This is a genomic window from Pseudescherichia sp., from assembly GCF_031998825.1.
In the GTDB taxonomy this organism is placed as follows: domain Bacteria; phylum Pseudomonadota; class Gammaproteobacteria; order Enterobacterales; family Enterobacteriaceae; genus Pseudescherichia.
The window spans coordinates 1-24,467 of the sequence record NZ_DAMACX010000050.1; the positions used below are offsets into that span (position 1 = coordinate 1).

Consider the following 24,467-nt stretch of genomic DNA (forward strand, 5'->3'; position numbering starts at 1 on the left):
GAGTTTTCTCGTGGTTTCGCCGAACCTTGTCATACAGAGTTCGGATACGTGTTTTACAATGATATGAATAAGAAACCGGTCGCACGGCTCACGCTTCAGCATAATACGCTGGATAACCGGGCCGTTTATGGGTTGTTATCGCCTCTACGGAACGCGATAGTAGTCAACTGTTTTACACTTACTAATACAATTTGAGGTTCGCTATGTCTGACGACATCTCTTCGGTTTCGCCTTCGTCAGCGGGCGAACAAGGTGTACTACGTTCCATGCAGGAGGTAGCGATGAGCTCCCAGGAAGCCAGTAAAATGCTGCGCACATACAATATTGCCTGGTGGGGCAATAACTATTACGACGTCAACGAGCTGGGCCACATCACCGTCTGCCCCGATCCTGACGTGCCGGAAGCGCGCGTTGATCTCGCTCAGCTGGTGAAAGCGCGCGAGGCTCAGGGACAACGCCTGCCTGCGCTGTTCTGCTTCCCGCAGATCCTGCAGCACCGTCTGCGCTCCATTAACGCCGCGTTCAAGCGCGCCCGTGAGTCCTACGGCTATAACGGCAACTACTTTCTGGTCTACCCGATCAAGGTTAACCAGCACCGCCGCGTCATTGAATCCCTGATCCACTCCGGCGAGCCGCTGGGGCTGGAGGCCGGGTCGAAGGCCGAGCTGATGGCGGTCCTGGCGCACGCAGGCATGACCCGCAGCGTCATCGTCTGTAACGGCTATAAGGATCGGGAGTATATCCGCCTGGCGCTGATTGGCGAGAAGATGGGCCACAAGGTCTATCTGGTCATTGAGAAGATGTCTGAAGTGGCCATCGTGCTGGAAGAGGCCGAGCGTTTGAACGTGATCCCGCGCCTCGGCGTGCGTGCGCGTCTGGCGTCGCAGGGCTCCGGCAAGTGGCAGTCTTCCGGCGGCGAAAAATCCAAGTTCGGCCTGGCAGCAACCCAGGTGCTGCAGCTGGTGGAGATCCTCCGCGAGCGCGGACGTCTCGACAGCATTCAGCTCCTGCACTTCCACCTCGGCTCGCAGATGGCGAACATTCGCGATATCGCCACCGGCGTGCGTGAATCGGCCCGTTTCTACGTTGAGCTGCACAAGCTGGGCGTGAACATTGAGTGCTTTGACGTGGGCGGTGGCCTGGGCGTGGACTACGAGGGCACCCGCTCCCAGTCTGACTGCTCGGTCAACTACGGCCTCAACGAGTATGCGAATAACATTATCTGGGCCATTGGCGACGCCTGCGAAGAGCACGGCCTGCCGCACCCGACGGTGATCACCGAATCCGGCCGCGCCGTCACCGCGCACCATACCGTGCTGGTGTCGAACATTATCGGCGTGGAGCGCAACGAATATACCGAAGCGACGCCGCCTGCTGAGAATGCGCCACGCGCCCTGCAAAGCATGTGGGAGACCTGGCAGGAGATGCACGAGCCGGGCACCCGCCGCTCGCTGCGTGAGTGGCTGCACGACAGCCAGATGGATCTGCACGATATTCATATCGGCTACTCCTCCGGCGCCTTCAGCCTGCAGGAGCGCGCCTGGGCAGAGCAGCTCTATCTGAACATGTGTCACGAGGTGCAGAAGCAGCTGGATCCGAGCAACCGTGCGCACCGTCCGATTATCGATGAGCTGCAGGAGCGGATGGCGGACAAAATGTACGTCAACTTCTCGCTGTTCCAGTCGATGCCGGATGCGTGGGGGATCGACCAGCTCTTCCCGGTGATGCCGCTGGAAGGGCTGGATCAGATCCCAGAGCGTCGTGCTGTGCTGCTGGATATCACCTGTGACTCCGATGGCGCTATCGATCACTACGTGGACGGCGACGGGATCGCGACGACGATGCCGATGCCGGAGTACGATCCTGACAACCCGCCGCTGCTGGGCTTCTTTATGGTAGGCGCGTATCAGGAGATCCTTGGCAACATGCATAACCTGTTTGGCGATACCGAAGCGGTTGACGTCTTTGTCTTCCCGGACGGCAGCGTCGAGGTGGAGCTCTCCGACGAAGGGGACACGGTGGCGGATATGCTGGAGTACGTGCAGCTCGATCCGAACACGCTGCTGACCCACTTCCGCGACCAGGTGAAGCAGACCGGACTGGACGATGCGCTGCAGCAGCAGTTCCTCGAAGAGTTCGAAGCCGGGCTTTACGGCTACACCTATCTCGAAGACGAGTAATCGCGTTTGCCCGGCGGCCTCAGTGCTGCCGGGTCTTTCCTGCCTGTTCCTATCCCTGCTTCAGTTAAAGACGCGATGAAGTTATAGTCTGGGGAGGAGATAGAATATGCCGTACTTACCGATGGTCAGGTGCTTATGTGTCGCAAAAATTCTGCGGAAAATGAAGATCCAGTAATAGGCTCTTTCCTGCAATTTCTTGAGAACGATATGCAAGAAAATCCAGGCCGCATTAAACCGTTACGCGCTTCACTTCTGGCGCGCGCGGAGTCTTTAACTGCTGATATGGATATCGACCTCGACGCTCCGCTTATCGATGAAGAGTAAGTGGACAAATGAACGGAAAGACGACCGAAATTAATGGTTGGAAGTTGTATACCCACCCCTGCTTTGATTCACAACTTGAAGCGCTGGTGGCGCAGGTAGAAGAGCTTAAGCAAAAGAACCCGGATAACTATCAAAAGAAAGCCGCCACGAAATTGCTTGCCGCGATTTTGAAGGTTATCAACATGGAAATCTGCGGCAACCCAATGGACGCCAGGTTTAGGCAAGGAGAGACGCTGGGGGAAGAAAATAAACACTGGTTTCGTGCCAAGTTTCTTGGCCAGTACCGGTTGTTTTTTCGATTCAGTGAGCAGCATAGAACCATTATTCTGGCGTGGGTAAACGATGAATCTACCTGGCGCGCCTACGATCACAAACGTGATGCGTATAAGGTATTCAGTGCAATGATATCTAGTGGCAACCCACCGAGTGACTGGGATCGGCTGTTAGCAGAGAGCAGCACCGAAAAGCGCGTCATAGAGTGAATGTTGCGTACCTAAACTAAAGCCCGGCACTGCTGGGCTTTTTTGTTGAGTGGCAAAAATCTTTTACCCGATCACAAAACCCAGCTATCAGAGTGTGAGCAGCATCACCTGAAATCTTCCCAGGTCGTGATGGCCTTCGCTTTTTCTCCCGTTCTCCGGCTTCCGTGCCTTTTTCTGCTCGCTCCGGCAATTTACTTCCCGCTGTGGTGCCGCCATGCTTACACCATCGCTTAATCGTGTTGCAGGCTGGTAATTAAGTTAGCGATGCGCTGCGGGTTGAGCAGCGTTTCGAAGGCAAGCGGATGCTGCGCGCCGTGCTGCTCAAACCACGCTGCAAGCTCCCGGTTCTGACGGCTGAATTCATGCAGGGCGGCACTGAGCTGGGAGCGGATATCCGCCTGTTCCCCATATTTACGCAGCCAGAGCTTGAGCGTCAGCGCCTGGGTGAACACGCTGTAAATCTGGGTGTACTTTAGGGCGCGGACAACGCTGCCGCTGATGGCCTGCCGGGTTTCGCCCGCCAGCGGAGCGTCGGGCAGCAGCTTAAGCGAGCGGCTATGCATGTAGTCGGCAAGAAAGCGGCTGCGCTGGGTCTCCAGCTCGATCAGCTGTCGCTGCTGATAACCCAGGTCGGGATCGTCGCTGGGCATCAGAGGCTGAAAGGACTGCGTCCAGTTGGCGCTGCGGGTATCAAGATGAAGCAGGTGCAGGGCATGGGCAAAATCCGTTGGAAGGCGGCTATGGCTCTGCAAGACGCGACCCAGCAGAGTCGGTGTCTTACAGCTCCACTCGTGGCTGGCAATGATAATATCGCCGATCGCGCTGAGATCGTGAGAAGAGACAGCCGCCGAGGCACGCTGCTGCAGCCAGTGATTCACAATCTGGCGGGGAGGCATGTCTGGCTCATTAGCCAGGCGGGAGAGGCCGAACAGATTAAGCTCATTAAGGGAGTCGGAAAGCGGCAGATCGAGCAGCCACTCCCAGTCGACGCGTACGGTAATGGCCTCGGGAGCGCTGCCGGCGTGCTGGCTAAGCCAGGCGAGGCGCTGCTGGATCTCCTCCAGCAGATAGCAGGGCAGCAGGGTCCAGCCATACTCCAGGCCCCAGAGATCCAGCTCCAGCCATTTTCGGTTGCCGTGGAGATTAAGCAGGTTGGGGTTATTGGCAAAGCCAGGGCGGTAATCAAGCTCGGTCGCCTTTACAGAGGCGCGTACGTCATCAGGGAGCGCCTCCAGTGCGACGCGCAGCATCTGCCGGGGCCAGCTTTTGTCCTGATAGTCGCGCAGAATCAGCTGCCGCCCCAGCTGGCGGATGCCCTGGTACAAGATTTTTAACGACGTTTTCCAGCGTTCGCTGCTGATGTCGGGAGTCGATAGCGAGAGACGCAGGCCGCGTACGGTGGGCAGCGCGGCCAGGATCTGCGGAATGCTGTGCTGAAAGAAATAGTCAATAAACTCGCTGTCGCTATTTTCAGAGAGAAAGAATTCCGGGAACTTTGCCTTTAATTCATGGCTATCGGGCGTTGCTTCGCCCTGCAACCAAAACTGTAAGCCGCGACGCTGTAAATATTCCCCGATTCGTTGCAAGTAAATAAGCGCATTTTCCTGAGCCAGCTTTAGGTTAATTAACTCGGCGCTATGACAGCGCGGTGACGGCGAGGCCAGGCGGGCTAATAACGACTGCTGATGAATAACGAGGCCCTGAAAGCCATAGCGTTGTGCCATGCTCACGGTTTTTTCAAAAAAAGACCAGCGCCATATTTCAGGGGAGTTAATTTCCATTAACAGATATGGCTTCGTTGTTGTCATTACGCCCATCCCGCTAGCAACGTTGAGCGGGAATGCTAGAGGCGGCGCGGTGAAAGGTCAAACATCGTGGCCTGAGTAAAACAGAAAGTGTGAGCCTGCTCGAAGGCGACCGGGCTAATTGCGTATCAATGAGAGGAAAGTAAATGGCCAAAGGTACAACGCTGCAACTGAACTACGAACGCTATATTGATGAGGATACCGGCGCGAAGGTCACCCGCTTCACGCCAACGGATGTTATTTGCCACCGCAACTACTTTTATCAAAAGTGTTTCATCGACGGCGGCAAGAAGCTTATTTTTGCCGGCGAGTTTGATACCCATCGTAATTACTATTTACTCGACCTGGCCACCGGCGTAGCAACGCAATTAACCGAAGGGGCCGGGGATAATACCTTTGGCGGCTTTTTATCGCCCGATGAAAATTATCTCTATTACGTCAAAGGCGAGCGCAATTTAATGCGTGTCACCCTGGCGACCCTCCAGGAAGAGGCGGTATATCGCGTTCCCGATGAGTGGGTAGGGTACGGCACCTGGGTGGCAAATTCCGCCTGCGACAAGCTGGTTGGGGTAGAGATCCATCGTGACAGCTGGCGGCCCATCAGCGACTGGACCGTCTTTCAGGAGTTCTATGCCGAAGCGCCGCGCTGCCGGGTGATCCGTATCGACCTGCGCAGCGGGGAGCGGGAGACGCTGCTGGAGGAGAACCAGTGGCTGGGGCACCCCATCTACCGCCCGTTCGATGATAACACCGTGGCCTTCTGCCACGAGGGACCGCTCGATCGCGTCGACGCCCGTATGTGGCTAATGAATGAGGATGGCAGCAACATCCGCAAGGCCCGGGAACCCGCGCCGGGAGAGAGCTATACCCACGAGTTCTGGGTACCGGATGGCTCTGCCCTGATGTATGTCACCTATGTCAAAAACAGTCCCGTGCGCTATCTCTGCCGCATCGACGGTGAGACCGGTGAAGATGAGCGCCTGATGGCAATGCCGCCCTGCTCGCACGTCATGAGCAACGACAGCGGATCGCTGGCGGTCGGAGACGGTTCCGGGGTGCCCATTGATATCGCCGACAACGCAGGCTATGGCGATACCAGCGACCCGTGGCTCTGGCTCTTTGATTTAGAGAACAAGCAGGCTCACAAAATTGCCCGCCACGGCTCCTCGTGGCAGGTGCTGGATGGCGACCGGCAGGTGACGCATCCGCACCCGTCGTTCACCCCCGATGAGAAAGCGGTTCTGTTCAGCACCGATAAAGACGGTAAGCCAGCGCTCTACCTGGCCGAAATTCCAGAAGACGTTTTACGCCAGATCCACGGCTAAACAAGGAGCTTTTCATGCATAAGCTTATCGCCCCCGTTGCCGCGTCGTTTTTGCTGGCGTGCGCCTGTCTTACAGCTGCCCAGGCCGCGGAGATCCGTATCTCATGGTGGGGCGGTAACAGTCGCCACCAGGCCACGCTGGAGGCCATAAAACTGTTTGAAGAGAAGTATCCCGACATCAAAGTAAAGGCGGAGTACGCCGGTTGGGAAGGCTACCTGTCACGCCTGACGGTGCAGATCGCCGGAGGGAACGAGCCGGATGTGATCCAGACCAACTGGAACTGGCTGCCGCTCTTCTCAAAGGATGGCAACGGTTTTTACGACCTTTATAAACAGAAAGCGGTGCTCGATCTTCAGCAGTACGATCCGCAGTCGCTCAGCAGCACTACGGTAGACGGCAAGCTGAACGGTCTGCCGGTGGCGGTCACCGCCCGCAGCTTCTACTACAACAAAAAGCTGTGGGAAGAGATGGGCGTCAGCTATCCGCAAAGCTGGACAGAGCTGATGGCCGCCGGAAAAGCGTTTGAGGCAAAAGATAAAGAGAAATACCCGCTGGTTCTCGACTATATGGAGTCGCTGACGCTGGTCCAGTCCTGGATGGTACAGAAATACAACATTCCGGCCATCGACGAGAGCACGGGAAAATTTACCTATACCCCGCAGCAGTGGGAGGCCTTTTTCCAGATCTATAAGGATCTGGTGGATAACCACGTCTTCCCCTCTATGCGGGTGCTGACCTCTTATGGCAAAACCAACACCTGGGAAATGAAGCCCTGGATTCAAGGCAAGTGGGGCGGCGTCTATATGTGGAACACCAACGCCGTGATGTATGAAAACAACCTGACCGCCCCTTACGACAAGCTGGAGCTGGGGCCGTTCTTCATGCTGCCGGGAGCAAAAGACGCCGGACTGTTCTTCAAACCGACAATGATGTTCAGCATCGGCAAATCGACGAAGCATCCGGCGGAGGCGGCGAAGCTGATCGACTTCCTGATGAACGATCCGCAGGGCGTCAAGGCCATGGGGCTGGAGCGCGGTACCCCGCTGAGTAAAAAGGCGTATCAGCAGCTGAGCGAGGAGGGCGTTATCCAGGAGGACAATATTACCGTGGCCGGGATTAAATCCTCTCTGGCACTTCCTCATGCCATTCCCACCTCGCCCTATTTTGATAACCCGAAATTCGTGGAGCTATGGCGCAACACCATTGAGAACATCGACCACGGCAAGCTGACGGTGAAAGAGGCAGCAGAGGAGTTTTCCCGTAATGCCAGCCGAATTCTCAACAAGGCAGTGAAATAACATACCGTGCCGGAACCCTGCGTTCCGGCCACGCTATCAGGGTGAACGTATGATCAGATTTAGCGCAACGCTGACGTGCCGGTATGACACGCTCTTTTCACCATTTACGGCGAATGAGCTGGAGCAGGGCCTGGCATGGCTGGCGCAGAGCGGCTTTGATGCCGCCGAACTCTGCATTAATGATTACGAAGAGATGAATATTGCCAGGCTGAAACAGCGCCTGGACCATTACGGACTGGGCTGTACCACAATCGCCACTGGCCAGGCTCGTAAGCTTGACGGTTTGTCGCTGCTCTCTGGCGGCAGGGCGATTGTCGAGCGTACCCGGCAGCGCCTCTCTGAGCATATTGATGTCGCCGCTCAGCTGGCGAGCCACGTCACCATTGGCTCGCTGCGGGCAACGGACCGCACCTTAAGCAAAACGCAGTATATGCACGAGTTGGCCGAGGCGATGCAGCCCTGCGTTGAGCAGGCGCGAAAGTGCGGGGTGACGCTGGTACTTGAGGCGCTTAACCGGTACGAAATGGCCCATCTGCACAGCGCAGAGGATATGATGGAATTTTTGACCCTCAGCGATGCGCCGGAAAACGTTGGCGTGCTGTGGGATATTTTCCACGCCAACATTGAAGATCGCGACTTTGCCGGGGCGATTGATACGCTGGGATCGCGCCTCAAGCACGTCCACTTCGCCGACTCCAACCGGGCCTTTCCGGGGTATGGCCATCTTCCCATTGATGACATCTATCGAATGTTGAAAAACAGCGGATATCACCACGCGGTCTCGCTGGAGTGCCTTTGCATACCCTCGACGCAAACCTTGATTGAAGAGGCCGGGCCGCTCATCACCCGCCTGCGTGGGCTATAATCGTCGATACGAACGTAAACGCAGGGGTGATGAACAGATTATTTTGGACTTACTTGAACCCGTACAGATTAACGGCGATAATCCGCCGCAGACAAGCAGTCACCCCATTCAAACCCTTCCTCGTCGGGCCTAACGACGCGGAAGGGTTTTTTTATCGACAAAAAAGAGGTCATAGCCATGAGCACCTTAGGTCATCAATACGATAACTCTCTGGTATCTAACGCATTTGGTTTTTTACGCCTGCCGCTGAACTTCCAGCCGTACGACAGCGATGCTGACTGGGTTATCACCGGTGTGCCGTTTGATATGGCGACGTCCGGACGCTCCGGTAGCCGTCAGGGCCCGAGGGCTATCCGTCAGGTCTCCACCAACCTGGCGTGGGAGCACTGCCGCTTCCCGTGGAACTTCGACATGCGCGAGCGCCTGAACGTGGTTGACTGCGGCGACCTGGTCTACGCCTTTGGTGACGCCCGTGAGATGAGCGAGAAACTCCAGGCCCACGCCGAGCGTCTGCTGGCAGCCGGCAAGCGTATGCTCTCCTTTGGCGGCGACCACTTTGTCACGCTGCCGCTGCTGCGCGCGCACGCGAAACACTTCGGTAAGATGGCGCTGGTGCACTTCGATGCCCACACCGATACCTACTCCAACGGCTGCGAGTTCGATCACGGCACCATGTTCTATACCGCGCCGAAAGAGGGGTTGATCGATCCGAACCACTCGGTGCAGATCGGGATCCGTACCGAGTTCGATAAAGACAATGGCTTTACGGTGCTGGATGCCTGCCAGGTGAACGATCGTAGCGTTGATGACATCATCGCTCAGGTGAAGCAGATCGTCGGCGATATGCCGGTCTATCTGACCTTTGATATTGACTGCCTGGATCCGGCTTTTGCGCCGGGGACCGGTACGCCGGTGATTGGCGGCCTGACCTCCGATCGCGCGATTAAACTGCTGCGCGGCCTGCAGGATCTGGACATCGTGGGGATGGATCTGGTGGAAGTGGCGCCGGCATATGACCAGTCGGAAATCACCGCGCTGGCCGCAGCGACCCTGGCGCTGGAGATGCTCTATATTCAGGCGGCGAAAAAAGGCGAATAAGCTTCTCGCTGCGGGATAAAAAAACCCTCTCCTGTGAGAGGGTTTTTTATTGTGCTTAGAAGACGTTAAACGGATATTCCACGTAAGCGCGGATCTCATTGCCGCCCACGTTATAATCGCTGGCGCTGTTGGAGACGCGCAGTACGGAATAGCGCAGCTTCAGCTTCAGATCTTTAGCCGGGCCATCCTGCACCTGGTACTGCACCTGGTTAAACCACTCGTGCTCTTTACCGTTGCTGGTTTCGGCCGTCTTGATATTATCGCCACGCACGTAAGCGGTGGTCCAGCTCAGGCCCGGTAAACCGAGGCCAGCAAAGTCCAGCCCGTATGAGGCCTGCCAGGAGCGCTCGTCTTCACCGTTAAAATCGGACCAGTAGGAGTTCGCCAGCCAGATGGTGTTGCCGCCATCGCCCACGCCGCCCCGATCGCGATAGCTACCGTAGTGATAGCCGGTGCTGCCGCTGCTCTGCTGGTATGCCACCTTGAAGGTATGAATATCCCAGATATAGCTGGCTGCCAGGCTCCAGATGCTGTTACTACGCCCGGTATTAAGCTCGTTGGCATAACCCTGATCCAGGCGGGAGTTATAGCCATTGAAATCGAGAACCAGCTGCTGCCCGGTGCTGAACGGCTGTTTGAAGTTCAGGCCGAGGTACTGTTTGTTCAGCACATCTTCCACATGAGATGCATAGAGTGCGCCGCTGAGTTGGTCATTGAACTGGTAGCTTGCGCCGCCGAAGGAGAGGCTCTTCAGGCCGCTGTCATGGCGATCGTCGCTTTTACGCTGTTCGTCGGTGAGATAACCGGCATTGATCTCCAGACCGTCGATCTCTTTTGAGTTCAGCATGGCACCGGTATAGCTTTCAAATAGCAGGCGGGAGGCGTCGGAATTAATAATCGGTAACTCAGGACGCTGGGTGCCGTAGCTCAGCACGGTATTGGCGATACGCATTTTGGCGGTTGCGCCAAACTTAGCGAGATCGGACTTCGCGCGGCCGTCATCTTCCTGTTTGAAGAAGTCGATGCCGCCCGCGCCGCTGCGGCCGCGGCCACCGTCCAGACGCACGCCATACTGGGCGATGCCATCAACGCCAAAACCGATAACGCCTTCGGTATAGCCAGATTGATAGATGGCAATAATGCCTTGGCCCCATTCGGCCCTGTCCTGTGCGCCCTGCTGATAATCACGACCAATATACGCATTGCGTAAAAGCACATTTAAATGACTGTCGTCAATAAAGCCCTGGCTGTCGGATTGCTGGCTGGCAACGGCGGGAATAGCGGCGAATAAACTTAATGCAATTAATGATAACTCTTTTTTCACGGAGGGAACTTCTCTTTCTGGATAATATCGAATTGTGTTGTTGCGTATTCGATATTCACCTGAATGATAAATCATTGCAATAAATATGTGACCAGAAACTTCAAGGTTTACAGAGAGGCGTAGCGATCTACGCCAGGGTGATAATTATATTTACGACCCTATTTACCGTTATGTGCGGTTTATTTAGCAATTTATGCGGAATAAAAAGGAGGCGATATCGCCTCCTGTGATTATTATTTAATTCCGTCCGCCGACATACGATCCCGAATATGCTGCGCGCGGGCCTCGGATGCCGGGTGATCGTCAAACATGGTGCTTTGACGACCGGCTTCCTGCTGCGCCAGCTTCTCGAAGCTGGTGGCTAAGCCCGACGGGTTGATGCCGCGCTTGCGCAGCAGATCGTAGGAGTAGTCATCCGCTTCTGCTTCCTGACGCTGGGAGAATTGGGCGTTCACCAGTTTCTCGCCCAGATCGCCAAGCTGCGACTGGGAGAGGCTGCCTACCACGCCACCCGCCGAGGCAGCGGCAACGCGCACGGCGTTGGTGCCCAGCGCGACCTGCATACCGCGCTTAACATGGCCGAGCGCAACGTGGCCCATTTCGTGGCCGATAACCGCTTCGACCTCGTTGTCATTCATCATATCCATCAGTCCGCTGTAAACGCGGATGCAGCCGTTGGCCATCGCAAAGGCATTAACGTCTTTTGTCATATAGACGTTGTAGTTCACCGGCTGGCCGTTGATGTTGTCGCCCAACGCGGAGGCGATCTTATCCAGACGCTGGCGGTATTCACTGTTGGCAGGCGCAAGCGTTGCTTTGCTGTCCATCTCTTTACAGGATTCGTCGCTCAGCGCCTTAACCTGTGCATCGCTCAGAGAGTAGGCCTGAAACGCCTCCGCTCCTGAGCTGAGTAAACCGTTTGAATCCATGTTCTGGCAGCCGGATAACGCCGCTGCCACACCCAGAGCGAGCAATGCTTGCCGAATCTTCATTGGTTATCTTCCGCATCAATATATTGATAATTTTAATGGTCTTCCCGACGCAGGGAGACGGGAACCTTTTCTGAGTATAAAGAAAATCACAAGCCGTGGGCGAGTGTTTGCGCAACCTGCGAGCGGCTTCCAGAGATTTCTGAAGTAGCAAAAGGATGGTCCATGTACATGGCTAGCCGCTTGGGTTACATTGTTGACACTTTTTTCCGGCGTAGCCCATATTGCGCTGTAGTCAAGTCGCTACGGGCATGGCCTTTAACAGTCCGATCTGGAGTCAAAATGTCCTCACGTAAAGAGCTTGCCAATGCTATTCGTGCGCTGAGCATGGACGCGGTACAGAAAGCCAAATCCGGTCATCCGGGTGCCCCGATGGGTATGGCAGACATCGCCGAAGTCCTGTGGCGTGATTTCCTGAACCACAACCCGGCCAACCCGGCCTGGGCCAACCGCGACCGTTTTGTGCTCTCCAACGGCCACGGCTCAATGCTGATCTACAGCCTGCTGCACCTCTCCGGCTACGACCTGCCGATTGAAGAGTTGAAAAACTTCCGCCAGCTGCACTCCAAAACGCCTGGCCACCCGGAAGTGGGCTACACCGCCGGCGTTGAGACCACCACCGGTCCGCTGGGGCAGGGCATCGCCAACGCCGTGGGCATGGCGATTGCTGAGAAGACCCTGGCCGCACAGTTTAACCGTCCGGGCCACGACATCGTTGACCATCACACCTACGCTTTCCTTGGCGACGGCTGCATGATGGAAGGCATCTCCCACGAAGTGTGCTCCCTGGCCGGTACCCTGAAGCTCGGCAAGCTGGTGGCGTTCTATGACGACAACGGCATCTCCATCGACGGCCACGTTGAGGGCTGGTTCACCGATGACACCGCAGCCCGTTTTGAAGCCTACGGCTGGCACGTGGTGCGCGGCGTGGACGGTCACGACGCAGACGCCATCAAGCGCGCCGTTGAGGAAGCACAGTCCGTTACCGACAAGCCGTCCCTGCTGATGTGCAAAACCGTTATCGGCTTCGGCTCTCCGAACAAAGCCGGGACTCACGACTCCCACGGTGCGCCGCTGGGCGATGCAGAGATCGTTCTGACCCGTGAGCAGCTGGGCTGGAAACACGAGCCGTTTGTTATCCCGTCTGACATCTACGCCCAGTGGGATGCCAAAGAGGTCGGCACGGCGAAAGAGAACGCCTGGAACGAGAAGTTCGCTGCCTACGCCAACGCCTTCCCGCAGGAAGCGGCCGAGTTCACCCGCCGTATGAGCGGTGAGATGCCAGCTGACTTCAACGCGAAAGCGAATGAATTTATTGCTAAGCTGCAGGCGAATCCGTCCAAAATCGCCAGCCGTAAAGCATCCCAGAATGCTATCGAAGCCTTCGGCCCGCTGCTGCCAGAATTCCTCGGCGGCTCTGCTGACCTGGCGCCGTCGAACCTGACCATCTGGTCTGGCTCCAAAGCCATCAACGAAGATGCTGCCGGCAACTATATCCACTACGGCGTGCGCGAGTTCGGTATGACCGCGATTGCCAACGGCATCGCCCTGCACGGCGGTTTCCTGCCGTACACCTCTACCTTCCTGATGTTCGTTGAGTACGCCCGTAACGCAGTGCGTATGGCTGCGCTGATGAAGCAGCGTCAGGTGCTGGTCTACACCCACGACTCTATCGGTCTGGGCGAAGACGGCCCGACCCACCAGCCGGTGGAGCAGGTCGCTTCCCTGCGTCTGACCCCGAACATGAGCACCTGGCGTCCGTGTGACCAGGTTGAATCCGCGGTGGCGTGGAAATACGGCGTTGAGCGTCAGGACGGCCCGACCGCGCTGATCCTCTCCCGCCAGAACCTGGCCCAGCAGGAGCGTACCGAGCAGCAGCTGGCGGACATCGCCCGCGGCGGCTACGTGCTGAAAGAGAGCGAAGGACAGCCGCAGCTGATCCTGATTGCCACCGGTTCGGAAGTCGAGCTGGCGGTGAGCGCATGGGAACAGCTGACTGCCGAAGGCGTGAAGGCGCGCGTGGTCTCCATGCCGTCCACCGACGCGTTCGACAAGCAGGATGCGGCGTACCGCGAATCCGTGCTGCCGAAAGCCGTTTCTGCCCGTGTGGCCATCGAAGCGGGTATTGCGGACTTCTGGTTCAAGTACACCGGCCTGAACGGCGCGATCGTCGGGATGACCACCTTCGGTGAATCTGCTCCGGCAGAGCAGCTGTTTGAAGAGTTCGGCTTCACCGTAGAAAACGTGGTAGCCAAGGCGAAAGAGCTGCTGTAATTCGTCAAGCCCGGCGCATCTGCCGGGTTAATCTAAAAGCCGGGCCATTGCCCGGTTTTTTATGTCTGTTATTCCTGCGTGGGCGAAAACCCACTGAAATTATTCCATCGAAAATGTGACGCACGTCATATAGCTGGCTTATTGCTTCTGAGAGTCATTTCCTTTATTCCGCGTTTCGCTTACTCTAGCTGAAGCGTTTCAGTCGAAATTCTGTTCGACATTTAACCATTTAGTCACGGTTTGTGACAGGCGAGGTTTCCCTGACTAGGCTGCTGCATTACTCTGTCAGCCATCGACTCAGGGATAGCTTTGCAGGAGACTTATGACCCTACGCATCGCGATAAATGGCTTTGGTCGCATCGGGCGTAACGTGGTTCGTGCTTTGTATGAATCCGGACGCCGGGCGGAGATCGCCGTAGTGGCTATTAACGAGCTGGCGGACGACGCAGGCATTGCGCATCTGTTGAAGTATGACACCAGCCACGGCCGCTTTAGCCAGCGTGTTCATCACGAGGGTGGACAGCTGTTTGTCGGCCATGACGCGATCCGTCTGCTGCACGAGCCTGGCATTGAGGCGCTTCCCTGGCGCGAGCTGGAGGTCGACGTCGTACTGGACTGCACCGGCGTCTACGGCAGTCGTCAACACGGCGAGGCGCACCTGGCCGCCGGTGCGAAGAAGGTGCTCTTTTCCCATCCGGGCAGCAGCGATCTCGATGCCACCGTGGTCTTCGGCGTCAACCAGGACGATCTGCGTCCGGACGACCGCCTTGTCTCTAACGCCTCCTGCACCACAAACTGCATTATTCCCGTGATTAAACTGCTGGATGACGCTTTTGGCATTGAGTCGGGGACGGTCACCACGATCCACTCGGCGATGCACGATCAACAGGTGATCGACGCTTACCATTCAGATCTGCGGCGCACGCGTGCGGCGAGTCAGTCGATCATTCCGGTGGATACCAAACTTGCGGCGGGCATTACGCGCTTCTTTCCAAAATTTAACGATAAATTTGAAGCGATTGCCGTGCGCGTACCCACAATCAATGTGACGGCGATTGACCTTAGCGTGACGGTAACAAGTCCGGTAAAAGCATTAGAAGTCAATCAGTTGCTGCAAAAAGCGTCACAGGAAGCATTTCATGGTATAGTTGACTATACGGAATTACCGTTGGTCTCAACTGATTTTAACCACGATCCGCACAGCGCCATTGTTGATGGCACACAGACGCGGGTCAGTGGGGCACACCTTATCAAGACGCTGGTCTGGTGTGATAACGAATGGGGTTTCGCTAACCGAATGCTCGACACGACGTTAGCGATGGCCGCCAAAGGTTTTAGGTAGGACGCGTTTTGCGTCTGCAAAACTTTAAGAATCAACGAGAGGATTCACCATGTCTGTAATTAAGATGACCGATCTGGATCTAGCTGGTAAACGCGTTTTTATCCGTGCGGATCTCAACGTACCGGTTAAAGATGGTAAAGTAACCAGCGATGCGCGTATCCGTGCCTCCCTGCCGACTATCGAACTGGCCCTGAAACAGGGTGCGAAAGTGATGGTCACCTCTCACCTGGGTCGTCCGACCGAAGGCGAGTACAACGAAGAATTCTCTCTGCTGCCGGTTGTTAACTACCTGAAAGACAAACTCTCCAACCCGGTACGTCTGGTTAAAGACTATCTTGACGGTGTGGAAGTCGCTGAGGGTGAGCTGGTCGTTCTGGAAAACGTTCGCTTCAACAAAGGCGAGAAGAAAGACGACGAAACCCTGGCGAAAAAATATGCTGCCCTGTGCGACGTGTTCGTCATGGATGCGTTCGGTACCGCTCACCGTGCACAGGCTTCTACCCATGGCGTAGGCAAGTTTGCTGACGTCGCGTGCGCAGGCCCGCTGCTGGCTGACGAACTGGACGCGCTGGGTAAAGCGCTGAAAGAGCCGGCTCGTCCGATGGTGGCTATCGTGGGTGGATCTAAAGTCTCTACCAAGCTGACCGTACTGGACTCTCTGTCAAAAATCGCCGATCAGCTGATCGTCGGTGGTGGTATTGCTAACACCTTCGTTGCCGCTCAGGGCCATAACGTGGGCAAATCCCTCTACGAAGCTGACCTAGTTGACGAAGCGAAACGCCTGCTGCAAACCTGTGATATTCCGGTCCCGACCGACGTGCGCGTAGCCACCGAGTTCTCTGAAACCGCGACTGCGACCCTGAAATCTGTTAGCGACATCAAAGATGAAGAGCAGATTCTGGATCTGGGCGATGTTTCCGCTGAGAAACTGGCTGAAATCCTGAAAAACGCCAAAACTATTCTGTGGAACGGCCCGGTTGGCGTTTTTGAGTTCCCGAACTTCCGTAAAGGTACTGAGATCGTGGCTAACGCTATCGCAGACAGCGAAGCGTTCTCCATCGCAGGTGGCGGTGATACCCTGGCGGCGATCGACCTGTTCGGCATCGCTGACAAAATCTCCTATATCTCCACCGGTGGCGGCGCGTTCCTTGAATTCGTGGAAGGCAAAGTGCTGCCAGCCGTAGCGATGCTCGAAGAGCGCGCTAAGAAGTAATGCCTGAGCAGGCGGATCGCTCCGCCTGATTTCAGACCCGTTTTCTGTAAATACAGGATTTACAACATGTCTAAAATTTTTGATTTCGTAAAACCAGGCGTGATCACCGGTGATGACGTTCAGAAAGTATTCCAGGTAGCTAAAGAGAACAACTTTGCTCTGCCGGCCGTTAACTGCGTGGGTACTGACTCCATCAACGCCGTTCTCGAAACTGCTGCAAAAGTAAAAGCACCGGTTATCGTTCAGTTCTCTAACGGCGGTGCTGCGTTTATCGCAGGTAAAGGCTTCAAAGGCGAAGGCCAGCAGGCGGCTATCCTGGGCGCAATCTCCGGTGCCCACCACGTTCACCAGATGGCTGAGCATTACGGCGTGCCGGTGATCCTGCACACTGACCACTGCGCGAAGAAACTGCTGCCGTGGATCGACGGTCTGCTGGACGCGGGTGAAAAACACTTTGCCGCTACCGGCAAACCGCTGTTCTCCTCCCACATGATCGACCTCTCTGAAGAGTCGCTGGAAGAGAACATCGAGATCTGCTCTAAGTACCTGGAGCGTATGTCCAAGCTGGGCATGACTCTGGAGATCGAACTGGGTTGCACCGGCGGTGAAGAAGATGGCGTGGACAACAGCCATATGGACGCCTCCGCACTCTACACCCAGCCGGAAGACGTTGACTACGCGTACACCAAGCTGAACGCGATCAGCCCACGCTTCACCATTGCTGCTTCCTTCGGTAACGTACACGGCGTCTACAAGCCGGGCAACGTTAAGCTGACCCCGACCATCCTGCGCGACTCCCAGGAGTATGTTTCTAAGAAACATAACCTGCCGCACAACAGCCTGAACTTCGTGTTCCATGGCGGTTCCGGCTCTTCCGCTCAGGAGATCAAAGACTCCGTAAGCTACGGCGTGATCAAAATGAACATCGATACCGATACTCAGTGGGCTAACTGGGAAGGTATCCTGAAATATTACAAAGAGAACGAAGCTTACCTGCAGTCTCAGCTGGGCAACCCGAAAGGCGAAGACCAGCCGAACAAGAAATACTACGATCCGCGCGTATGGCTGCGTGCCGCACAGGCCAGCATGGTAACGCGTCTGGAGCAGGCGTTTAAAGAGCTGAACGCGATCGACGTTCTGTAATTTAACGCGTGTAATAAACAGTGGCTCCCTGCGGGGAGCCATTTTTTTTGCCTGAGTAGCGTAAACCCAGTCTGAAAATTGACTCATGTTGCGGGCGTTTTGTGCGGCCGGTGCGTTTAGGGTTTGGCATAGGTGTCGTTTTTTGTTTACGCTTTGCTGACCTGCTTCACGTTTTTACGTGATTTTTAATCCATTTAGGTAAGCATAAGGAACAGTGAATGGACGATCTTAATGTGCTGGGTAGCATAAATAACGCCGGCGGCTGGCTGGTGCGCAACCAGGCGCTGCTGCTGAGCTATGCCGTCAACATCGTTGCGGCGATTGTTATCCTCATTATCGGGATGATCATCGCCCGGATCATTTCTAACGGTATCAACCGGCTGATGGTGGCTCGCCATATTGATGCCACGGTAGCTGACTTTCTCTCTGCGCTGGTGCGTTACGGCATTATTGCCTTTACCCTGATCGCCGCGCTGGGCCGGGTAGGGGTGCAGACCGCATCGGTGATCGCCGTGCTGGGTGCCGCGGGTCTGGCCATTGGCCTTGCGTTGCAGGGATCGCTCTCTAACCTTGCCGCAGGGGTGCTGCTGGTGACCTTCCGTCCGTTCCGTGCCGGTGAGTATGTCGATTTAGGCGGCGTGGCGGGTACCGTTCTGCACGTGCAGATCTTCTCTACCACCATGCGTTCAGCCGATGGCCGCTACATTGTTATCCCTAACGGCAAAATCATTGCGGGCAACATCATTAACTTCTCCCGCGAGCCGGTGCGGCGTAACGAGTTCATTATCGGCGTCGACTACGATGCGGATATCGATCTGGTAAGAAAGCTACTGACCGAGATTATCGAGTCTGACGATCGTATCCTCAAAGATCGCGAGATGACCGTCCGCATGAACGAGCTGGGTGCCTCCTCGGTCAACTTTGTGATCCGTACCTGGAGCAACAGCAGCGATCTGCAAGCGGTCTACTGGGACGTGCTGGAGCGCATTAAGAAGACCTTTGACGCCCATGGCATTGGCTTCCCCTATCCGCAGATGGACGTACACTTCAAGCGCGAGAAAGCGGCTCAGCCTGCCGAGCAGCAGTAATCTCCCCAGGGCCAGCGTTGCTGGCCCCTCTTCTTATTAGCGTTACTGATAACTGATTAGAATTTTAAATTTCCGCTTATAATGAGGGCACGGTATAGTCTCCGCCATGAACGATTAGGTAGAGGCAGTTACGGTGCTAAGTTATTATTTTCAAGGGGTTGCATTAGGCGCGGCGCTGATCCTGCCGCTGGGTCCACAGAATGCGTTTGTGATGAATCAGGGGATCCGCCGGCAGTATCCGCTGATGGTGGCCGGGCTATGTGCGCTTAGCGACTTAATCCTGATCTGTGCTGGCATCTTCGGCGGCAGCGCCGTGCTGATGCAGTCGCCGTGGTTGATGGCGCTGGTGACCTGGGGTGGCGTGGCGTTTCTGCTCTGGTACGGCTTTGGCGCCCTGAAGACGGCGTTTAGTCAGCAGCTTGAGCTGGCCAGTGCTGAGGTGTTAAAACAGGGGCGCTGGCGAATTATTATGACTATGCTGGCGGTGACCTGGCTTAATCCCCACGTCTATCTCGACACCTTTGTGGTGCTCGGTAGTCTGGGCGGGCAGCTGGCGGCCGAGCCGAAGCGCTGGTTTGCGCTTGGCACTATCAGCGCCTCGGTTATCTGGTTTTTCGGCCTGGCACTGCTGGCAAGCTGGCTTGCGCCGCGCCTGCGCACCACTAAGGCGCAGCGTATTATCAACTTCGTCGTTGGCGTTATCATGTGGTTTATTGCGTTTCAGCTGGCGAAAGAAGGTATTCATCATTTGCAGGTGCTGTAGGGTAGCGTTATCAGGCTAAGTCCGATGGACAACCGGGCCGGAAACGTTAAGCTTGCAGCCAGACGTCCGCGTCCGCGGCGAATATTCAGACAAGGAGAAGCTACGGTGAAGTTCAAAGTGATGGCCCTTGCGGCATTAGTTGGATTAGGTGCGCTGTCGGTTCAGGCAAATGAGTTGCCAAACGGCCCGCATATCGTTACCTCGGGTACGGCGAGCGTGGATGCCGTGCCGGATATCGCTACCCTGGCGATTGAAGTTAATGTTGCGGCAAAAGATGCGGCATCGGCGAAGAAGCAGGCCGACGATCGCGTTGCGCAATACCTGAGCTTCCTCGAGCAGAATGGCGTGGCGAAGAAGGACATCAACTCCGCTAACCTGCGTACGCAGCCGGACTATGACTATCAAAATGGCAAAAGCATTCTGAAGGGTTACCGGGCGGTACGTACCGTAGAGGTAACGCTGCGCGAGCTGGATAAGCTTAATTCGCTGTTGGACGGCGCGCTGAAGGCCGGGCTGAACGAGATCCGTGCGGTCACGCTGGGCGTTGCGCAACCGGAAGCCTATAAAGACAAAGCGCGTAAAGCGGCAATCGATGATGCGGTGCGTCAGGCCGGTCAGCTTGCTGCAGGCTTTAAGTCCACCCTCGGACCGGTATACAGCGTGCGCTACCACGTCTCTAACTATCAGCCTACCCCAATGGTACGCATGATGAAGGCAGACGCGGCGACGGCATCGGCGCAGGAGACCTACGAGCAGCCAACCATCCAGTTTGACGATCAGGTTGACGTGGTGTTTGAGCTGCAGCCGCAGGCGGGTCAGACTTCTGAGTCTACGCCAGCGCAGTCGGCACCAGCCCAGTCAACTCAGCCAGCCCAGCAGTAAGTTTCTCTTATCCGGCCGGGGCCAAACCTGGCCGGATACCTTCCCGTTTTAATCCTGACGCAGCACGCGGCGACCGTGGGCCAGCAGCGCTTCGGTGACGTTGCGCATCATGCGGCTCTCCGGTGCAAAGCGGTGCCAGAAGAGCATCCGACGCTGGAACAGGCCGGGCGTCAGGTCAATCAGCTCGCCGCTGTCCAGCTCGCGCTCGATCTGCAGGTGTGGGATCATGCAGCAGGTCGTGCCCTGGCGCGCCAGCTGCACAAAGGCTTCGGACGAGTTAACGATATGGCACGGCACGCTGCCCGGCGGCAGATCGAAGTTCTGCTGTAAAAAGGCCTGATGCATGTCGTCGAGATGGTCAAACGCCACCGCTGGGGCCTTCAGCAGCGCCGAGCGGGTGACGCCGTTGGGGAAGTAGCGATCGGCAAAGGCTTTTGATCCAACAAACAGGTAGTCGAGCGCCCCGAGCCGATCCACCAGGCAGCTTGGCAGCGCCTGGGATTGGATACTGACCGCCCCGACCACTTCACCCCGACGCAGGCGCTCCTGGGTGCGGGTCTCATCCTCCACCTGCAGATTAAGGCGGATCGGTGAGTCAACCAGCACCGGCGCCAGCGCTGGCAGAAGCCAGGTTGCCAGGCTGTCGGCGTTGACCGCCAGGGAGAGCAGCAGCGGCGTCGAGCCGGTCTGCTCATCCCCCAGCCACTCATCTTCTAACAGCTCAACCTGACGCAGCAGCGCCAGCAGCTTCTGCCCCTGCTCGGTTGGACGCGGCGGCACAGTACGAACCAGCAGCGGCTGGCCGAACATATTTTCCAGCTGTTTGATACGTTGTGAGACGGCGGACTGGGTAATACACAGTTTTTGCGCGGCACGCTCAAACCCGCGTTCACGAATGACCGCATCAAGCGCCTGTAGTGTTCTGTAGTCCGGACGTTTCATTGCTAAGAAGTGCTCCAAAAGGTGATTAACAGCACTATGACATAAATTTTCGTTAGATACAGACGAAATGCACGCCTGAGTTTTTCACTGAGAGTTGTGACATAGATCACAGGGACATTTTAACGATCGATGCCTTATAATGCGCGTTGAGTCTCCACACCACAGGCAAACGATCATGACGCAGGACGAACTAAAAAAAGCAGTAGGCTGGGCGGCGCTAAACTATGTTGAGCCAGGCACCATTGTTGGGGTTGGCACCGGTTCAACGGCTGCACACTTTATCGATGCGCTGGGCACAATGAAGGGGCAGATCGAAGGGGCAGTTTCCAGCTCAGACGCCTCTACCGAAAAGCTGAAATCCCTCGGCATCACCGTGTTCGATCTCAACGAGGTCGATCGTCTTGGCGTCTACGTGGACGGTGCTGACGAGATCAACGGCCAGATGCAGATGATCAAAGGCGGCGGTGCGGCGCTGACTCGCGAAAAGATCATTGCCTCCGTAGCGGATAAGTTTATCTGTATTGCCGATGCGTCAAAAGAGGTCGCCATACTGGGCAGCTTCCCGTTGCCGGTGGAGGTGATCCCTATGGCCCGCAGCGCCGTTGCTCGCCAGCTGGTGAAGCTGGGCGGCCGTCCGGAATACCGTCAGGGCGTAGTGACCGACAACGGTAACGTGATCCTCGACGTGCACGGCCTGGAGATTATCGATCCGGTGGCGCTGGAAAACGCCATTAACGGCATTCCAGGCGTGGTGACCGTCGGACTGTTCGCCAATCGTGGCGCGGACGTGGCGCTGATCGGTACCGCCGACGGCGTCAAAACCATCGTAAAATGATCTGATGGCAAGCCGCGCTCGCCGTTGAAAAAAATTTTCCCTGGCTGAATTTGGTGACTTGTGTCACGTTTTCAGCCAGCCGCTGGCGATCCTGCCGCCGTTTCGCCACTCTGCCAGCATTTTCCTCTGCCAAACTTCGCTGCGTGACTTTTCTTCATACCGCCGACGCAAACGTTCATATTGCCGCAATAGTTTTTTTTGATATGTTGGCTAAAGCGAACACACATTGATTTAGAAAATAACAGGGTCGGGGAAATGGCAAAAGTATCACTGGAAAAAGACAAAATTAAGTTTCTGCTGGTCGAAGGCGTACACCAGAAAGCGCTGGATAGCCTTCGTGCGGCGGGTTATACCAACATCGAATTTCACAAAGGTGCGCTGGACAGCGCTCAACTGAAAGAATCAATCCGTGATGCCCATTTCATCGGCCTGCGTTCCCGTACCCATCTGACGGAAGAGATCTTTGCTGCCGCAGAGAAGCTGGTTGCCGTCGGCTGCTTCTGCATCGGCACCAACCAGGTTGACCTCAACGCTGCCGCGAAACGCGGTGTGCCGGTATTCAACGCCCCGTTCTCTAACACCCGTTCAGTGGCGGAACTGGTGATCGGCGAGCTGCTGCTGCTGATGCGCGGCATTCCGGAAGCCAACGCCAAAGCGCACCGCGGTGTCTGGAACAAGCTCGCCGCTGGCTCCTATGAAGCGCGTGGTAAGAAGCTCGGTATTATCGGCTACGGCCATATCGGCACCCAGCTGGGCATTCTGGCGGAGTCGCTGGGGATGAACGTCTTCTTCTACGATATCGAAAGCAAGCTGCCGCTGGGCAACGCTACCCAGGTTCAGCACCTCTCTGACCTGCTGAACATGAGCGACGTGGTGAGTCTGCACGTGCCGGAAAATGCCTCGACGAAGAACATGATCGGCGTCGAAGAGCTAGCCCTGATGAAGCCCGGCTCGCTGCTGATCAACGCCTCACGCGGCACGGTGGTTGATATTCCGGCCCTCTGCGACGCGCTGCGTAATAAGCATCTGGCGGGGGCAGCTATCGACGTCTTCCCGACCGAGCCGGCGACCAACAGCGATCCGTTTGAGTCTCCGCTCTGTGAATTCGATAACGTGCTGCTGACGCCGCACATTGGCGGCTCCACGCAGGAAGCGCAGGAGAACATCGGTCTCGAAGTGGCGGGCAAGCTGGCGAAATATTCAGACAACGGCTCCACGCTCTCTGCCGTCAACTTCCCGGAAGTGTCGCTGCCGCTGCACGGCGGGCGTCGTCTGCTGCATATCCATGAGAACCGCCCTGGCGTGCTGACCGCCATCAACCAGATCTTCGCCGAGCAGGGTGTCAACATCGCTGCCCAGTATCTGCAAACGACGCCGCAGATGGGCTACGTGGTGATCGATATCGAGGCGGAAGAAGAGGTGGCGCAGAAGGCGCTGCAGAGCATGAAGGGCATCGCAGGTACTATCCGCGCGCGTCTGCTCTACTGATCCGTATTGCCCGGCGCGCCTGCCGGGCCTACCACTGCCAGGTCTGCGTTGGCGTGACCACCGCAGGCAACGGAATATCCCACTCCTCGACCGGCAGGGCATCGACCTGCTGGCAGTCATGGGCGTAGCCCACCGGCGTAAAGCCGTGCTGCTGCCACTTCTGTAGCGTACGATCGTAAAAGCCACCGCCCATCCCCAGCCGTTGCCCCTGATTGTCAAAGGCCACCAGCGGCGTGACTAAAACATCCAGCTTATCGAGCGGCGTGACGTCGCGCAGATCGAGCTTTGGCTCATAAATTTTCAGATGATTCACCACCAGCTCGCTCTCGGGATGGTAGTGGAGAAACAGCAGATTGCCGGGGCTAAAGGGGTGCAAAACCGGCAGGCAGACGCGTTTGCCACTGCGCCAGAGCTGCTCGATCAGCGGACGGGTATCAAGCTCACCGTCGAAAGAGAGAAACAGCGCCACGGTATGGGCCATCACCATGGGGGGAAACGCCATCATACGGTTAGCGGCCTGTTGAGCATAGCTACGCTGTTCGTCATTGCTTAAAGCACGGCGACGCTGGCGGATCTGCTGGCGAATGAGCTGTCGGGGTGAAACGGGTAGCGCGAGTGATGTCATGGTATCAGGTAGAGGAAGAGGAATCTCCGAGATGCCGCCGCAGGCTGTAACCCTTGAACCCTTGGTTCAAGGTGAATATGTCGTCATAGTTTTAAGGCTTCTCGGACGAACCGAGCATGCTCACCAACCATGGAGCGCCACATTCTTGTGGTATGAAATATCGGCTCAGGGGACTGGCCCGC

General features: G+C 56.4%; 22 protein-coding genes and 1 other RNA gene. 17 read left to right on the plus strand and 6 right to left on the minus strand.

Features of this window, described 5'->3' with window-relative positions; translation table 11 throughout:
* Positions 1-63 precede the first annotated feature (63 nt).
* The 4 genes from yqgB (at position 64) to RTP97_RS17925 (ending at position 2,986) form a co-directional block, all read left to right on the plus strand.
* A complete protein-coding gene (gene yqgB, locus RTP97_RS17910; protein ID WP_312213088.1) occupies positions 64-195 on the plus strand; it encodes an acid stress response protein YqgB in 132 nt (43 codons plus the stop codon).
* An 8-nt stretch (positions 196-203) separates the two neighbouring features.
* Positions 204-2,180 carry a biosynthetic arginine decarboxylase gene (speA, locus tag RTP97_RS17915; RefSeq protein ID WP_312416047.1) on the plus strand — a complete coding sequence of 659 codons (1,977 nt, stop codon included), beginning with the start codon at positions 204-206 and terminating at the stop codon, positions 2,178-2,180.
* Between the two features lie 99 nt (positions 2,181-2,279).
* On the plus strand, positions 2,280-2,504 hold the full coding sequence (locus tag RTP97_RS17920) for a type II toxin-antitoxin system PrlF family antitoxin (protein WP_312416088.1): 225 nt from the start codon (positions 2,280-2,282) through the stop codon (positions 2,502-2,504).
* 8 nt (positions 2,505-2,512) lie between these two features.
* The gene (locus RTP97_RS17925; RefSeq protein ID WP_312416049.1) at positions 2,513-2,986 is read left to right on the plus strand and encodes a type II toxin-antitoxin system YhaV family toxin; all 474 of its coding nucleotides are present in this window, start codon (positions 2,513-2,515) and stop codon (positions 2,984-2,986) included.
* A 230-nt stretch (positions 2,987-3,216) separates the two neighbouring features.
* On the opposite strand, the gene RTP97_RS17930 is transcribed toward RTP97_RS17925, so the two are convergent.
* Positions 3,217-4,710: a hypothetical protein gene (locus RTP97_RS17930; protein WP_312416051.1), complete on the minus strand. Its 1,494-nt coding sequence runs from the start codon at positions 4,708-4,710 to the stop codon at positions 3,217-3,219.
* A gap of 227 nt (positions 4,711-4,937) precedes the next feature.
* On the opposite strand from RTP97_RS17930, the gene RTP97_RS17935 reads away from it, so the two are divergent.
* The 4 genes from RTP97_RS17935 (at position 4,938) to speB (ending at position 9,377) form a co-directional block, all read left to right on the plus strand.
* Positions 4,938-6,116, plus strand: coding sequence for an oligogalacturonate lyase family protein (locus RTP97_RS17935; protein ID WP_312416053.1), 1,179 nt, complete (start codon positions 4,938-4,940; stop codon positions 6,114-6,116).
* A 14-nt stretch (positions 6,117-6,130) separates the two neighbouring features.
* Positions 6,131-7,414 carry an ABC transporter substrate-binding protein gene (locus tag RTP97_RS17940; protein WP_312416056.1) on the plus strand — a complete coding sequence of 428 codons (1,284 nt, stop codon included), beginning with the start codon at positions 6,131-6,133 and terminating at the stop codon, positions 7,412-7,414.
* Between the two features lie 49 nt (positions 7,415-7,463).
* Entirely contained in the window at positions 7,464-8,279 is an 816-nt protein-coding gene (locus RTP97_RS17945; protein WP_312416058.1) for a sugar phosphate isomerase/epimerase family protein, read from the plus strand.
* Positions 8,280-8,456: 177 nt separating this feature from the next.
* Positions 8,457-9,377: an agmatinase gene (gene speB / locus RTP97_RS17950; protein WP_312416061.1), complete on the plus strand. Its 921-nt coding sequence runs from the start codon at positions 8,457-8,459 to the stop codon at positions 9,375-9,377.
* A gap of 55 nt (positions 9,378-9,432) precedes the next feature.
* Here the strand turns inward: speB and RTP97_RS17955 are convergent, their stop codons facing one another.
* The gene (locus RTP97_RS17955; RefSeq protein ID WP_312416064.1) at positions 9,433-10,701 is read right to left on the minus strand and encodes an OprD family outer membrane porin; all 1,269 of its coding nucleotides are present in this window, start codon (positions 10,699-10,701) and stop codon (positions 9,433-9,435) included.
* Positions 10,702-10,934: 233 nt separating this feature from the next.
* A complete protein-coding gene (locus RTP97_RS17960) occupies positions 10,935-11,693 on the minus strand; it encodes a M48 family metallopeptidase (RefSeq protein ID WP_312416067.1) in 759 nt (252 codons plus the stop codon).
* A gap of 279 nt (positions 11,694-11,972) precedes the next feature.
* Here RTP97_RS17960 and tkt point away from each other — a divergent pair, with 279 nt between their 5' ends.
* The 7 genes from tkt (at position 11,973) to RTP97_RS17995 (ending at position 20,395) form a co-directional block, all read left to right on the plus strand.
* Positions 11,973-13,964 (plus strand): transketolase, encoded by a 1,992-nt coding sequence (gene tkt, locus RTP97_RS17965; RefSeq protein ID WP_312416070.1) that lies wholly within the window; start codon positions 11,973-11,975, stop codon positions 13,962-13,964.
* A gap of 322 nt (positions 13,965-14,286) precedes the next feature.
* The gene (gene epd, locus RTP97_RS17970; protein ID WP_312416072.1) at positions 14,287-15,306 is read left to right on the plus strand and encodes an erythrose-4-phosphate dehydrogenase; all 1,020 of its coding nucleotides are present in this window, start codon (positions 14,287-14,289) and stop codon (positions 15,304-15,306) included.
* A gap of 49 nt (positions 15,307-15,355) precedes the next feature.
* Entirely contained in the window at positions 15,356-16,519 is a 1,164-nt protein-coding gene (gene pgk, locus RTP97_RS17975) for a phosphoglycerate kinase (RefSeq protein WP_312416074.1), read from the plus strand.
* Positions 16,520-16,585: 66 nt separating this feature from the next.
* A complete protein-coding gene (gene fbaA, locus RTP97_RS17980) occupies positions 16,586-17,662 on the plus strand; it encodes a class II fructose-bisphosphate aldolase (RefSeq protein ID WP_103818435.1) in 1,077 nt (358 codons plus the stop codon).
* Between the two features lie 218 nt (positions 17,663-17,880).
* Positions 17,881-18,750 carry a small-conductance mechanosensitive channel MscS gene (mscS, locus tag RTP97_RS17985; protein WP_312416078.1) on the plus strand — a complete coding sequence of 290 codons (870 nt, stop codon included), beginning with the start codon at positions 17,881-17,883 and terminating at the stop codon, positions 18,748-18,750.
* A gap of 133 nt (positions 18,751-18,883) precedes the next feature.
* Entirely contained in the window at positions 18,884-19,513 is a 630-nt protein-coding gene (gene argO, locus RTP97_RS17990) for an arginine exporter ArgO (RefSeq protein ID WP_312416081.1), read from the plus strand.
* A 105-nt stretch (positions 19,514-19,618) separates the two neighbouring features.
* The gene (locus RTP97_RS17995) at positions 19,619-20,395 is read left to right on the plus strand and encodes an oxidative stress defense protein (RefSeq protein WP_312416083.1); all 777 of its coding nucleotides are present in this window, start codon (positions 19,619-19,621) and stop codon (positions 20,393-20,395) included.
* A 48-nt stretch (positions 20,396-20,443) separates the two neighbouring features.
* On the opposite strand, the gene RTP97_RS18000 is transcribed toward RTP97_RS17995, so the two are convergent.
* Positions 20,444-21,337: a LysR family transcriptional regulator ArgP gene (locus tag RTP97_RS18000; RefSeq protein ID WP_312227874.1), complete on the minus strand. Its 894-nt coding sequence runs from the start codon at positions 21,335-21,337 to the stop codon at positions 20,444-20,446.
* 175 nt (positions 21,338-21,512) lie between these two features.
* Between RTP97_RS18000 and rpiA the strand changes: the two genes are divergently transcribed.
* Together rpiA and serA are read left to right on the plus strand one after the other, a co-directional pair.
* On the plus strand, positions 21,513-22,172 hold the full coding sequence (gene rpiA, locus RTP97_RS18005) for a ribose-5-phosphate isomerase RpiA (protein ID WP_312269988.1): 660 nt from the start codon (positions 21,513-21,515) through the stop codon (positions 22,170-22,172).
* Between the two features lie 255 nt (positions 22,173-22,427).
* Positions 22,428-23,660: a phosphoglycerate dehydrogenase gene (gene serA, locus RTP97_RS18010; protein WP_312212980.1), complete on the plus strand. Its 1,233-nt coding sequence runs from the start codon at positions 22,428-22,430 to the stop codon at positions 23,658-23,660.
* 28 nt (positions 23,661-23,688) lie between these two features.
* Here serA and RTP97_RS18015 read toward each other — a convergent pair whose 3' ends face one another.
* Both RTP97_RS18015 and ssrS read right to left on the minus strand, forming a co-directional pair.
* A complete protein-coding gene (locus RTP97_RS18015) occupies positions 23,689-24,285 on the minus strand; it encodes a 5-formyltetrahydrofolate cyclo-ligase (protein WP_312416085.1) in 597 nt (198 codons plus the stop codon).
* Positions 24,286-24,304: 19 nt separating this feature from the next.
* Positions 24,305-24,467, minus strand: a non-coding RNA gene (gene ssrS / locus RTP97_RS18020) — 6S RNA; the annotation flags it as partial.